The organism is Gordonia sp. WA4-43, from assembly GCF_020520305.1.
Lineage (GTDB): Bacteria > Actinomycetota > Actinomycetes > Mycobacteriales > Mycobacteriaceae > Gordonia > Gordonia hongkongensis.
Window position 1 is genome coordinate 182,540 of the sequence record NZ_CP084736.1, and the last position, 12,737, is coordinate 195,276.

Sequence of the window (12,737 nt, forward strand, 5' to 3'; positions counted from 1 at the left end):
ATACAAACCGCCCAGGGGGTTACGCGCCCGAAACGTCAGGGCACCACGGCCGAAACCGACTGCCGACAATCTCTTTGGAGGCGCCGAGCCGTCGGCGCATCCTGAGGAGGTTTCGTAGTGGAGTTGGCTCAGTTGCCAAACGAATCGTTTGGCCCGATCGACACGGGTAACACGGCATTCATGCTCGTGTCGGCCGCGCTCGTGTTGCTGATGACCCCAGGCCTCGCGTTCTTCTACGGGGGGTTGGCGCGAGGCAAGTCCGTCCTGAACATGATGATGATGTCCTTCGGAGCACTCGCGTCGATCAGCGTCGTGTACGTGCTGTGGGGCTTCTCGATGTCGTTCAGCGACGGGATCACCGGCAGCAGCGACATCGGCGGCATCTTCGCGAACCCGTTCGCGCTCTTCGGGTCCGACCAGCTGATGAGCACCATCGGCGAGGGCGACACCGAGATGTACGTCACCGGCGGCCTGACCATCCCGGCGATCGTCTTCATGGGGTTCCAGCTGACCTTCGCGGTCATCACCGTCGCCCTCATCAGCGGTGCGCTCGCCGAACGCGTCAAGTTCTCCACCTGGATGGTCTTCACCGTCCTGTGGGCGACGATCGTGTACTTCCCGCTGTCCCACATGGTCTGGGGCGGGCTCGTCGGTGGCGGCGGCCTCCTCGGCGGCGGTGAGGACGGTCTGGCGGCCAAGATGTTCGGGACCGACGAGGAAGGTGCGGCCAACGTCGCGCCGATCGACTTCGCCGGCGGCACGGTCGTGCACATCAACGCCGGTATCGCGGCGCTGGTCCTGGTCCTCATCATCGGCAAGCGCGTCGGCTTCGGCCGCACCGCCTACCGTCCGCACAACATCCCGTTCGTGATGCTGGGCGCAGCACTCCTCTGGTTCGGCTGGTTCGGGTTCAACGTCGGTTCCGAGCTGGGCGCCGATCTGCTCGCCGGTCAGGTGTGGGTCAACACCACCGCTGCCACCGCCGCGGCGATCCTCGGCTGGCTCGCGGTGGAACTCATCCGCGACAAGCACGCCACCAGCGTCGGCGCCGCCTCGGGTGTGGTCGCCGGTCTGGTCGCCATCACCCCCGCGTGTGGTTCGCTGACCCCGGTCGGCTCGCTCATCCTCGGTGTCATCGCGGGTGCTCTCGCCGCCGTCGCGATCGGCCTGAAGAACAAGTTCGGCTACGACGACTCGCTCGACGTCGTCGGTGTCCACCTCGTCGCCGGCCTCTGGGGCACGGTGGCCATCGGCCTGATCGGCGAGGACGTGGGCCTCTTCTGGGGTGGCGATTACAAGCAGCTGGTGGTCCAGGTCGTGATCGCCTTGTTCGCCCTCGTGTTCACCGGTGTTCTCACCGCGATCATCGCCCTGGTGCTCAAGCCGCTGGGTTGGCGCGTCAGCGACGAGGACGAGAAGAGCGGCATCGACGAGGCAGAACACGCCGAGACGGCCTATGAGCTGGCATGACGCTCGAAGCCATTCGCTACTACGCTGAATCCTGTGGAGAGGGATAACTAATGAAGCTGATCACTGCAATCGTCAAGCCGTTCACGCTCGAGGATGTCAAAGCCGGGTTGGAGCAGGCCGGCATCCTGGGCATGACCGTGAGTGAGGTCCAGGGCTACGGCCGCCAGAAGGGTCACACCGAGGTCTATCGCGGCGCCGAGTACTCGGTCGACTTCGTACCCAAGGTCCGCGTCGAGGTCGTGGTGGACGACGCCGCCGTGGACAAGGTCGTCGACGTGATCGTCGAGGCCGCCCGGACCGGCAAGATCGGTGACGGCAAGGTGTGGGTCTCGCCGGTCGAGTCCGTGGTTCGCGTCCGAACCGGCGAGCGCGGTGGCGACGCACTGTAGCGAGCCCGCCGAGGCGTCGACGAAATCCCGGTGAACGGCCCCGTGCCCGACGACCAGTCGGGCGCGGGGCCGTCGGAGTTCCACACCTCTTGTTCCCTTCTCTCCCAAACACTTTGGAGGCAGTCGTAAGCGCCGCAGACCTGGCCAAGACCCGACGGCAACTCACCGAATCCGGCCGATCGGGAAAACTCGACGCACCGGCACTGCGCCAGGTGCTCGTCGACCTGCACGAATTCTGGCTGACCAGCAAGGGCGCCGAACTCGGCATCAAGCCGCACAGCGGGTTCGCGATCGTCGCCGTGGGCGGACTCGGTCGCGGTGAGATGCTCCCGTATTCGGACCTCGATCTGATCCTGCTGCACGACGACATGCCCGCCGAGCGGGTGTCCGAGGTCGCCGACGGACTCTGGTACCCGTTGTGGGACGCCAACATCCCGCTCGACCACAGTGTGCGGACGGTGCCGCAGGCGCTGCAGGTCGCCGGCGACGACGTCACCGCGGCCCTCGGCCTCCTCGAGGCGCGCCACATAGCCGGCGACGAGGATCTGTCCACGTTGCTGATCGGCGGGGTCCGCCAGCAGTGGCGCAACGACATCCGCAATCGGTTCCCCGAGGTGGTCACGCACGCGCAGGACCGCTGGCGGCGAGCCGGCGACATCGCACATCGCGCCGAACCCGACCTCAAGAGCGGCCGGGGCGGCCTGCGTGACGTCCAGCTCCTGGGGGCGCTGGCGATCGCCCAGCTCACCAGCGGGATGGCGAGCTTACGACCCGATTCGCCCGGTGCCGGACCGCAGGTCGCCTACACGCGGCTCCTCGACATCCGTACCGAACTGCACCGCATCGCCGGGCGTCCCCGCGAGCACGTGCAGGCCCAGGACGCCGACGAGATCGGGGCGGCCCTCCGGATCGGGGACCGGTTCGATCTCGCCCGCGTCATCAGCGACTCGGCCCGCACCATCAGCTACTCCATCGACGTCGGCCTGCGGACCGCGGGCAACGCCCTGCCGCGTCGCGGTCTGGCCAAGCTGCGGCGTTCGCCGCTGCGCCGTCCGCTCGACGAGGGCGTCGTCGAGCACAGCGGGGAGATCGTGTTGGCGCGCAACGCGATTCCGAGCAAAGACCCGGGACTCATCCTGCGGGTCGCCGCCGCGTCGGCCCGAACCGGCCTCCCGATCAGCGCGTCGACGCTGAGCCGGCTGGCCGATTACGCGCCGGAACTGCGTGAGCCGTGGCCGGCCGAAGCACTCAGCGACCTGCTGGTCCTGCTCAGTTCGGGACATCACATGGTCGACCCGATCGAGGCGCTCGACCGCACCGGCCTGTGGGGCCGGCTCCTGCCGGAATGGGGTGCGGTGCGCGACCTCCCGCCGCGCGATGCCATCCACACCTGGACCGTCGACCGGCATCTCGTGGAAACCGCGGCGTACGCGAGTGCGATGACCACCCGGGTGTCCCGGCCCGACCTGCTCGTCCTCGGTGCGTTGATCCACGACCTCGGCAAGGGTCGGGGTGCCGACCACAGCATCGTCGGCGCTGATCTGGCGGTTCAGGTCGGCAACCGGTTCGGTCTCTGGCCGCAGGATGTGGCGATCCTCGCCGACATGGTGCGACACCACCTGCTGCTGCCGCAGGTCGCCACCCGCCGGGACCTCGACGACCCGGCCACCGCCGAGTCGGTCGCCGACACCCTGGGACACAACCGGGTGCTGTTGGAACTGCTTGCCGCACTTGCCGAAGCGGATTCGCTGGCCACCGGGCCGGGGGTGTGGGGGGAGTGGAAGGCCTCGCTCATCCACGACCTCGTCCGCCGGTCGATGCGACTCATCGACGGCGAAGAGCCGAGCGCGCCCGAGCCGCTGACGGCCGAGGACCTGGCCACGGCGGCGGAAGGGGACTACGCGGTCCGGCTCGTCCGGGCCGACGGGCAACACACGTACCGCGTCACCATGGTGGCGCCTGATCAACCCGGCCTGCTGTCGAAGATGGCCGGGGTCCTCGCCCTGGGCGGGTTGCGGTCCCACTCGGCGTGTGCCCAGAGCGCCGACGGGAAGGCGATCAACTCGTTCCTGGTCGTCCCGATGTTCGGCAGTCCGCCCGATGCCGGCCTGTTGCGCCAGCAGCTGATCGCGGCCGTCGACGGCAAGATCGATGTCCTCGCGCGGCTCGACGCGCGCGAGCGGGACTCGCCGATTCCGACGATCGGCACCGTCACCACGATTCCCGGCACCGTGGTGACCATCGGCGCCAGCGCCGGGAGCACCGATCCCGAGGTCGACGGGGCCGGGCATCCGAAGAACGCGGTACCCGCGCTCTTCGCCGTGGCGCCACCGCGGGTGACGTGGCTGGACGCCCCGGTGGGTGAGGCGGTGCTGGAGGTCCGCTCGGACGACCGGATCGGCCTGCTCAGCCGGGTCAGTGCGGTCCTGGAACGCCACGGCGCCGACATCCGGTGGGCCAAGGTGGCGACCCTGGGCGCCACCGGGGTCGACATCTTCGGCCTGCGGCTGGCGACCGACACCGAGGACGCACGGGCAAAGCTGGCCGAGGCCGTCGTCGCGGTCTGCCCGCCGCCGCAGCCGGCGCGCGAGGAGGACGGCGACGGACCGCAGTCCTATGGCGGGACGGGACGGTCCGGAGTGCCGATCTCCTAGATGTTTCGTCCCGGGACCCGCATGGAAGGATGGGACCCATGTTCGATTCCCTCTCCGACCGGTTGACCGGTGCTCTGAAGGATCTGCGTGGCAAGGGGCGGCTGTCCGACGCCGACATCGACCGCACCTGCCGCGAGATCCGGCTCGCCCTGCTCGAGGCGGACGTCTCGCTCGCGGTGGTCCGGTCCTTCATCGCCCGGATCAAGGAGCGCGCCAAGGGTGCCGAGGTCTCCGCGGCACTCAACCCGGCGCAGACGGTCGTCAAGATCGTCAACGAGGAACTCATCGGAATCCTCGGCGGGGAGACGCGGCGGGTGCGGTTCGCCAAGAACCCCCCGACCGTCATCATGTTGGCCGGTCTCCAGGGTGCCGGTAAGACGACACTCGCCGGAAAGCTGGGCAACTGGCTCAAGCAGCAGGGTCACACCCCGCTGCTCGTCGCCTGTGACCTGCAGCGTCCGGGCGCGGTCTCACAGCTGCAGATCGTCGGCGAGCGCGCCGGCGTACCGGTCTTCGCGCCGCATCCGGGCACGAGCGTCGGCGGCGAGGGTGTGCTCGGTGTGACCTCGGGCGATCCGGTCTCGGTCGCGCAGGCCGGTGTCGACGAGGCGCGGAGCAAGCACTACGACGTGGTGGTCATCGACACCGCCGGCCGGCTCGGCATCGACGCCGAACTGATGAAGCAGGCCTCCGACATCCGCGACGCCACCTCGCCCGACGAGGTGCTGTTCGTCGTCGACGCGATGATCGGTCAGGACGCCGTCACCACCGCCGAGGCCTTCCAGGAGGGTGTGGGCTTCACCGGCGTCGTGCTGACCAAGCTCGACGGCGATGCGCGCGGCGGTGCGGCGTTGTCGGTACGCGAGGTGACCGGCCAACCGATCATGTTCGCGTCCTCGGGCGAGAAGCTCGAGGACTTCGACGTCTTCCATCCCGACCGCATGGCCAGCCGCATCCTCGGCATGGGCGACGTGTTGTCGCTCATCGAGCAGGCCGAACAGCACTGGGATGCGCAGCAGGCCGAGGCCGCGGCCGCCAAGATCACCCAGGGCGAGCTGACCCTCGAGGACTTCCTCGAGCAGATGCTGATGATCCGCAAGATGGGTCCCATCGGCAACATCCTGGGGATGTTGCCCGGCGCCGGCCAGATGAAGGACGTGCTGTCGCAGGTCGACGACAAGCAGCTCGACCGCGTGCAGGCGATCATCCGCGGCATGACCCCCGCCGAGCGCGACAACCCGAAGATCATCAACGCCTCACGCCGGATCCGGATCGCCAACGGGTCGGGTGTGACCGTCAGCGAGGTCAACCAGCTCGTCGACCGGTTCTTCGAGGCCCGCAAGATGATGGCGCAGATGTCGGGTCGCATGGGCATGGGCGCGATGAACCGCAAGTCCAACCGCAAGGGCAAGAAGGGCAAGAAGGGCAAGAGCCGCGGCCCCACCCCGCCGAAGGCGGCGCGCGGCGGCTTCCCGGGTATGCCCGGAGGCATGCCGGCCGGGTTCCCGGACCTGTCGAACATGCCGGCCGGTCTCGATCAGCTGCCCCCGGGTCTCGAGGGCATCGACGTGTCGCAGTTCCAGCAGCCCAAGAAGAAGAAATGACGGTGGGTGGCCCGGAACAGGGTGCAATGGCCCGCCACTACCGGGGCACCGATCCGCTCACGTCCGAACCGGTCGAGTTCTGGGTGTCCGACGACACCATCAGCCTCACCGCGGTTCCCGACGCCGAGACGGCAGTCGACGGTGGCTGGATTCTGCCGGGCCTCGTCGACGCCCACAATCATGTGGGGATCGCGCCGGGCCTCGGGGTCGACATCGAGCAGGCCCGTGGGTACGCCTACGCCGATGCGCGCGCAGGCACCCTGCTGATCCGCGAGGTCGGGTCGCCGCTCGACACGCACCCACTCGACGACGACCCCGCTTGCCCGCGCTTCATCCGCTCGGGCAAGCACATCGCCCGGCCCAAGCGGTATCTGCGCGACTACGGCGTCGACCTCGACGATCCGGACGAACTCGCGGCCGAGGTGGCCCGGCAGGCGCAGGCCGGCGACGGCTGGGTGAAGATCGTGGGCGACTGGATCGACCGCGAGGTCGGCGACCTGGCCCCGTTGTGGACCCGTGCACAGATAGAGGCGGCGGTGGCGGTGGCGCACGAGCACGGCGCCCGGATCACCGCCCATGTCTTCGGAACCGATGCTCTCGTCGACCTGATCGGGGCCGGTGTCGATTGCATCGAGCATGGCACCGGGCTGACTCCCAATCTAGTCGACCAGCTCGTCGACCGCTCGATCGCGTTGGTGCCCACCATGATCCAGGTCGAGAACTTTCCCGGGATCGCCGACGGAGCCGAACGCTTCCCGACCTACGCCGCGCACATGCGCGCCCTGCATGCGGGCGCCCCGGCGGTGTTCGCCGCCGCGCGTGAGGCCGGTGTCCAGATCTTCGCCGGGACCGACGCGGGCGGATTCGTCGAGCACGGACGCATGGTCGACGAGATCGAGGCGCTCTCGGACGTGGGCCTGGGCCCGGCGGGTGCGATCGCGGCGGCGTCGACGAATGCGCGCGCCTGGCTGGGCGCCGACCTCCTGGAGGACGGGCACCGCGCCGACTTCGTCGTGTACGCGGACAACCCGTGCGACGACCTGGGCACGTTGCGACACCCGGTGGCAGTGGTCTCGTCTGGTCGCCACCTCGTGTGAGCAAAGCCACACGGTAGTGGCTGGTTGCCTTCCTTACCGCCGCGTAACGTAGCAACGGCGTTGCAACGGTTCGGCCAGGACGAACCGGATCAGTCCACCTCGGATCCGCGGCCCGGATCCGAGAGCGCGGGCCCGTCGGAGCCGGGGGTCGAGGGAGGCTCCGGCGGTGTCGCGCATCAGGACGCGGATGAGCCGACACCGACAGAGTGACGGAAGTGACGTTCGGCATGTGGTCGTCCTCGCGGGGTGGGTGACCACATGCCGGTCCATCGGCTGTTCCTTCTGCAGGCCGATCACCGGATTCGGTACTCACCGCCCGGTCTGGCACAATGATTCGCTGGTTCGTCGGATCCGGTCACGGCCGCCCGACGGTCACACCACTACAGACGCAAAACCGGGTCCGCCACTCCGGGCGGATTGCTGAATTGCGCAGTGACCACACGAAAGAGATGTAGACATGGCTGTCAAGATCAAGCTCACGCGGCTCGGCAAGATCCGCAACCCGCAGTACCGCATCGTCGTCGCCGACGCCCGCACCCGCCGCAACGGCCGGGTCATCGAGACCATCGGCAAGTACCACCCCAAGGAAGAGCCCTCGCTGATCGAGGTCGACTCCGAGCGCGCGCAGTACTGGCTGGGCGTCGGTGCGCAGCCGACCGAGCCCGTGGCCGCGATCCTCAAGGTGACCGGTGACTGGCAGAAGTTCAAGGGCCTGCCGGGCGCCGAGGGCACCCTGAAGACCGCCGAGCCCAAGCCGTCGAAGCTCGACCTGTTCAACGCCGCGCTCGCCGCCGCCGACAACGAGCCGGTCGCCGCCGCGACCACCCCCAAGAAGAAGGCCGCCAAGAAGGACGACGAGGCTGCCGAGGCTCCCGCCGCCGAGGGTGACGCGTGAGCGCAGTCGTCGCCGACGCGGTCGAGCACCTGGTCCGCGGAATCGTCTCCAACCCCGATGACGTCCGGGTCGACCTCGTCACCGGCCGTCGCGGCCGGCTCGTCGAGGTTCACGTGAACCCCGACGACCTCGGCAAGGTGATCGGTCGCAACGGTCGTACCGCCACCGCGCTGCGCACCCTGGTCTCCGGGATCGGCGGCCGCGGGATGCGCGTCGACATCGTCGACACCGACCGCTGACCGCGAACCCGAACACCGAGCGCATCGTGGATCTCGTCGTAGGCCGTGTGGTCAAGTCACACGGAATCCGTGGTGAGGTCGTCGTGGACGTCCGCACCGACGAGCCCGAGATGCGTTTCGCCCCGAACTCGGTGCTGCGTGGCCGTCTGCCGCGCGGTGCCGGGGAACGGGATTTCACCGTCACAGCCGCCCGGGATCATTCCGGGCGGCTGTTGGTGTCCCTGGCCGGCATCGCGGACCGGGATTCCGCCGACGCCCTGCGCGGCACCCTGTTCCTCATCGACAGTTCGCAGGTGGAGCCTTCCGACGACCCGGACGAGTTCTACGACCACGAACTCGAGGGCGTGCCCGTACAACTCACCGACGGCTCCGCGGTCGGCGTCGTCGAATCGGTCCTGCATCTGCCCGGCGGCGAGTTGCTGTCGGTACGCACCACCGACGACCGTGAGGTGCTGGTGCCGTTCGTGCGCGAGATCGTGCCGAGCGTCGGTCGCGAGCTGATCGTGATCGACCCCCCGGAGGGGCTGCTGGATCCGGATTCGCTCGACGAGGCGCCGTGATGCGTCTCGACGTCGTGTCGATCTTCCCCGAGTACCTCGATCCGCTCCGAGTTGCTTTGCTGGGCAAGGCGATCGACGCCGGACGGATCAGCGTGGCGGTCCACGACCTACGCAACTGGACGCACGACGTCCATCGCAGCGTGGACGACTCGCCGTACGGCGGCGGGCCCGGCATGGTGATGAAACCCGACGTCTGGGGGCCGTGCCTCGATGAGGTGTGCCCCGACGACGCGCTGCTGATCGTGCCGACCCCCGCCGGTGTGCCGTTCACCCAGGAGACCGCGCGTCGCTGGAGCACCGAGCCGCATCTGGTGTTCGCCTGCGGCCGGTATGAGGGTATCGACCAGCGTGTCTTCGACGACGCGGCCCGACGGGTGCGCGTCGAAGAGGTCTCCCTCGGCGACTTCGTCCTCATCGGGGGAGAGGTCGCGGTCATGGCCATGATCGAGGCGACCGTCCGGCTGCTCGACGGCGTACTCGGCAATCCCCGCTCGCATCAGGAGGATTCGTTCTCCGACGGGCTGCTCGAAGGTCCGAGTTACACGCGGCCGGTGTCCTGGCGCGGTCTGGACGTCCCGCCCGTACTCCTCAGTGGCGACCATGCGAAGGTGGCACGCTGGCGTACCGAACAGGCCCTCGAGCGGACGCGCGCGCGCCGGCCTGATCTCCTCCCGGACCCTGTGGACTCCTCCGCGGACCATCCGGGCGATACCGACTAGGATTCGGCAGAGGTTCGACTCGGACGGGGGTCCAGCAGACGATGCAGGGGTATTCGGCCATGGTCGAGGAACTCGACCGGCAACGCACCGAACTCGAACGGGTCCGGAAGTCGTTGTCGCAGCTGACCTCCCGGGCGACCAGTCACGACCGGCTCGTCGCGGTGACGGTCGACGCGCGCGGCCGTGCGGTGGACATCATGATCGAACCCTCCGCAATGCGTCGATACCGCGCGGATCAACTGTCCGCCCTGCTGACCACGCTGATCGCCGAGGCGGACACCGCGCTGCGCACCAGATCCGCCGACATCCTCTCCGGCGCAACGGATCTGCCGATCGACTACGCCGACGCCCGCCTCGACAGTGTGGTCGCCGATGACCGACCCTGACCTCTCGCCGGCCGCCGACGCCGGTCCCCGGGTCGCCGCCGACCCCGGTGCCGCCGCCGTCGTGGCGACGCGACTGCAGGCAGCGGCGGCGGAACTCACGGCGATACAGACCGAGCTCGCCGCCCTGCTCATCGACGTCGACATGGCAGTAGGCACCGGGAAATCGGCGGGTGCGTTCCGGGCGGGGTTCTCGCCGGCGGCCGCGGCGTCGACGGATCGTCTGCACGACGTCGAGAACCGTCTCGGACAACGCCGCCGCGCCCTCGTCGCCGGCATCGACGACCTCCTCGACCGAGATGCCGAGGCCTCGGCGCGTATCGGCCGGGCCGACGCATGACGGCGCGTGGCGAGGCCGAGCGGATCGCCGAGGAACTGGCCCCGGGGGTGTGGCCGACCGCCGACGCGGCGGCACTGAGCGACTCGGCACAGCGCGTGCGAGCACTCGCCGAGAGGGTGGCCGGCCTCGCCGAGGCGGTGGCGTCGGTGACCGACTCGTACGCGACGGGGGACTCGACCGCGGGCGGGTTCCACGATGCCGTCGTCGACGGGCTCGGACAGATCGCCCGTGCCGATCTGCCCGGAGCGGCGGAACGGCTGCGCGCGCTCGAGACGTCGCTGGACGCGTATGCCCGGACGGTGATCGACACGCAGCAGCAGATGTCGGTGGTCGCACTGATCGCCGACCGCGACATCCGGCGGGCCGAGGTGAACGCCGCGATCGGTGACGACACGTGGCGGGTCGAGGCCGCGAGCACCGGCCGGATGGCCCTCACCGCGGCGGGGGACGACCACACCGAACGGTCGGGTGAGGCCGGGCAGAGCGCCGCTGCACCCGCGGCGACGAGCGGGATGATGCCGATGATGCCGCTCGGGGCACTGGGTGCGGCGGGTGCGATGGCTGCCGGTCTCGGGGGTCTGGCCGGCGCGCGGGCTCGCGCCGACCGCGACGTGATCGGCGCGAACGACCTGACCTGGTTGCGGGGGCGAGCCGAGCGACTCCAGACCACGGTCCCGGCATCGATCGCAGGTTGGTTCCGGACCGCGGTGGGCGTCGGGATCGGCCCGCGGGGAGCCCCGGTGGTCGTCGTCGGGACCAACGACCCGCAGCCGTATCAGCGGGTGGGGATGGAACTCGCCGACGACGAGGCACTCACCGCCAACGGCCAGGCGCCCGAACTCGCGGTCCGCGACCACATGGTGCATGCCGGTGTGACGCCGAGAGCGATCGCCGCGGCGACGCCGATGGAGCCCGCCACCATCTCGGCATTGCAGGCCGACGACGTCGTGATCGTGGCGCCACGGACGTAGTGGCTCGGCGATTTCGTCGGCCCGGGGTGTCTCTGGCACAATAGTCGGGTTGCCTGCCGACGATGCCCCGTGTCCGGGGCTGTCTCTCCGAGACCGCCGGTTGCGACGCCAACGACTCGGAGCACGAACCGGTCGAGCCCACGGGCCGCCAGGTTCCTCTGCTCAACGTTCTCCGCCAGACAAGGACCACGACACATGAACACGCTCGACTTCCTCGACAAGCAGTCCCTCCGCGACGACGTGCCGGACTTCGGCCCCGGTGACACCCTCGACGTCCACGTCAAGGTCATCGAGGGCAGCAAGGAGCGCGTGCAGGTGTTCAAGGGCGTCGTCATCCGTCGTCAGGGCGGCGGCGTGCGCGAGACCTTCACCGTCCGCAAGGTGTCCTTCGGCGTCGGCGTCGAGCGCACCTTCCCGGTGCACAGCCCGAACATCGCCAAGATCGACGTCCTCACCCGCGGTGACGTCCGTCGCGCCAAGCTCTACTACCTGCGCGATCTGCGCGGCAAGGCAGCCAAGATCAAGGAAAAGCGCTGACGCGTCTAACCTGACGAGGTGGCCGACACACAGCGACCCCACGATGCCCCCGACGACGACCGCGCCGACGACGCCAAGCGTCCGTGGAGGTTGAAGACCGACCCGGCCGAATCCGATGCCGACGATCGCGGCAAGCGCAAGTCCGGCTCGGGTTCTCTCCTGCGCGAAGTCGTCATCATCGTGGGGTGCGTCCTTCTCCTCACCTGGGTGCTGCAGACCTTCATCGGTCGGCAGTACGTCATCCCGTCGGAGTCGATGGAGTCCACCCTCATCGGGTGCGACGGCTGCACCAACGACCGCATCGTGATCGACAAGCTCACGTACCGGTTCGGTGATCCGCAACCCGGCGACGTCGTCGTCTTCAAGGGCCCGTCGGAGTCGTGGAACGGCGCCTGGGTGTCGCCCCGATCGACGAACCCGATGATGCACAAGGCGCAGGATGCGCTGTCGTGGTTCGGGTTCGCGCCTCCGGACGAGAACAACCTCGTGAAGCGGGTCATCGCGACCGGCGGTCAGACGGTCGAATGTCGCAACGACGAGGGCGTCGGTGTGAAGGTCAACGGTCGCCCGTTGCGCGAGCCCTACATCGACATGAAGCTCCAGGAGGAGACGGTCGCGTCGTTCGGGCCCGGTGTCGCCGGGCCGGGTGACCAGGTACCTCCGTGTCTCGGGCCGGATTTCGGTCCGATCACCGTGCCCGAGGGCAATGTGTGGGTCATGGGTGACAACCGACTGAACTCGCAGGACTCGCGTTACCACGTCGAGGACCAGTACCAGGGCACCGTCCCGGTCAGCGATATCCGCGGCAAGGTCCGGTTCATCATCTACCCCTTCTCGCGGATCGGTGGTGTCGGTTCGTTCAATCCGCAGCAGGGGTGA

14 protein-coding genes are annotated in these 12,737 nt (G+C 68.8%); all 14 read left to right on the forward strand.

The window, feature by feature from the left end:
* Positions 1-117 precede the first annotated feature (117 nt).
* Positions 118-1,470, forward strand: coding sequence for an ammonium transporter (locus tag LEL84_RS00810; protein ID WP_189340149.1), 1,353 nt, complete (start codon positions 118-120; stop codon positions 1,468-1,470).
* Positions 1,471-1,520: 50 nt separating this feature from the next.
* Entirely contained in the window at positions 1,521-1,859 is a 339-nt protein-coding gene (locus LEL84_RS00815) for a P-II family nitrogen regulator (RefSeq protein ID WP_004572306.1), read from the forward strand.
* Positions 1,860-1,972: 113 nt separating this feature from the next.
* Complete coding sequence (locus LEL84_RS00820; RefSeq protein ID WP_226513079.1) at positions 1,973-4,513, forward strand: [protein-PII] uridylyltransferase; 2,541 nt, start codon at positions 1,973-1,975, stop codon at positions 4,511-4,513.
* Between the two features lie 38 nt (positions 4,514-4,551).
* Positions 4,552-6,117: a signal recognition particle protein gene (gene ffh, locus LEL84_RS00825; RefSeq protein WP_068972354.1), complete on the forward strand. Its 1,566-nt coding sequence runs from the start codon at positions 4,552-4,554 to the stop codon at positions 6,115-6,117.
* Between the two features lie 26 nt (positions 6,118-6,143).
* Positions 6,144-7,214, forward strand: coding sequence for an amidohydrolase family protein (locus LEL84_RS00830; RefSeq protein ID WP_226514211.1), 1,071 nt, complete (start codon positions 6,144-6,146; stop codon positions 7,212-7,214).
* Between the two features lie 457 nt (positions 7,215-7,671).
* Complete coding sequence (rpsP, locus tag LEL84_RS00835; protein WP_058250078.1) at positions 7,672-8,109, forward strand: 30S ribosomal protein S16; 438 nt, start codon at positions 7,672-7,674, stop codon at positions 8,107-8,109.
* Entirely contained in the window at positions 8,106-8,348 is a 243-nt protein-coding gene (locus tag LEL84_RS00840) for an RNA-binding protein (RefSeq protein WP_004572301.1), read from the forward strand. The genes rpsP and LEL84_RS00840 overlap by 4 nt, the downstream gene beginning before the upstream one ends.
* Positions 8,349-8,374: 26 nt before the next feature.
* The gene (gene rimM, locus LEL84_RS00845; protein ID WP_065628991.1) at positions 8,375-8,908 is read left to right on the forward strand and encodes a ribosome maturation factor RimM; all 534 of its coding nucleotides are present in this window, start codon (positions 8,375-8,377) and stop codon (positions 8,906-8,908) included.
* Complete coding sequence (trmD, locus tag LEL84_RS00850; RefSeq protein WP_058250080.1) at positions 8,908-9,627, forward strand: tRNA (guanosine(37)-N1)-methyltransferase TrmD; 720 nt, start codon at positions 8,908-8,910, stop codon at positions 9,625-9,627. Before rimM ends, trmD begins: the two co-directional genes overlap by 1 nt.
* 41 nt (positions 9,628-9,668) lie before the next feature.
* A complete protein-coding gene (locus LEL84_RS00855; protein WP_159370630.1) occupies positions 9,669-10,013 on the forward strand; it encodes a YbaB/EbfC family nucleoid-associated protein in 345 nt (114 codons plus the stop codon).
* The gene (locus tag LEL84_RS00860) at positions 10,000-10,350 is read left to right on the forward strand and encodes a hypothetical protein (protein WP_058250082.1); all 351 of its coding nucleotides are present in this window, start codon (positions 10,000-10,002) and stop codon (positions 10,348-10,350) included. The genes LEL84_RS00855 and LEL84_RS00860 overlap by 14 nt, the downstream gene beginning before the upstream one ends.
* Positions 10,347-11,321: a hypothetical protein gene (locus LEL84_RS00865; protein WP_226513080.1), complete on the forward strand. Its 975-nt coding sequence runs from the start codon at positions 10,347-10,349 to the stop codon at positions 11,319-11,321. The genes LEL84_RS00860 and LEL84_RS00865 overlap by 4 nt, the downstream gene beginning before the upstream one ends.
* A 195-nt stretch (positions 11,322-11,516) precedes the next feature.
* Complete coding sequence (gene rplS / locus LEL84_RS00870; protein ID WP_004572295.1) at positions 11,517-11,858, forward strand: 50S ribosomal protein L19; 342 nt, start codon at positions 11,517-11,519, stop codon at positions 11,856-11,858.
* 18 nt (positions 11,859-11,876) lie between these two features.
* Complete coding sequence (gene lepB / locus LEL84_RS00875) at positions 11,877-12,737, forward strand: signal peptidase I (RefSeq protein WP_159370632.1); 861 nt, start codon at positions 11,877-11,879, stop codon at positions 12,735-12,737.

What these genes read in the sequence shown, in the direction of transcription:
- LEL84_RS00815 (WP_004572306.1), top strand. Translation starts at nt 1,521, where the DNA reads ATGAAGCTGATCACTGCAATCGTCAAGCCGTTCACGCTCGAGGATGTC.
- ffh (WP_068972354.1), top strand. Translation starts at nt 4,552, where the DNA reads ATGTTCGATTCCCTCTCCGACCGGTTGACCGGTGCTCTGAAGGATCTG.
- LEL84_RS00830 (WP_226514211.1), top strand. Translation starts at nt 6,144, where the DNA reads ATGGCCCGCCACTACCGGGGCACCGATCCGCTCACGTCCGAACCGGTC.
- rpsP (WP_058250078.1), top strand. Translation starts at nt 7,672, where the DNA reads ATGGCTGTCAAGATCAAGCTCACGCGGCTCGGCAAGATCCGCAACCCG.
- trmD (WP_058250080.1), top strand. Translation starts at nt 8,908, where the DNA reads ATGCGTCTCGACGTCGTGTCGATCTTCCCCGAGTACCTCGATCCGCTC.
- LEL84_RS00855 (WP_159370630.1), top strand. Translation starts at nt 9,669, where the DNA reads ATGCAGGGGTATTCGGCCATGGTCGAGGAACTCGACCGGCAACGCACC.
- LEL84_RS00860 (WP_058250082.1), top strand. Translation starts at nt 10,000, where the DNA reads ATGACCGACCCTGACCTCTCGCCGGCCGCCGACGCCGGTCCCCGGGTC.
- LEL84_RS00865 (WP_226513080.1), top strand. Translation starts at nt 10,347, where the DNA reads ATGACGGCGCGTGGCGAGGCCGAGCGGATCGCCGAGGAACTGGCCCCG.
- rplS (WP_004572295.1), top strand. Translation starts at nt 11,517, where the DNA reads ATGAACACGCTCGACTTCCTCGACAAGCAGTCCCTCCGCGACGACGTG.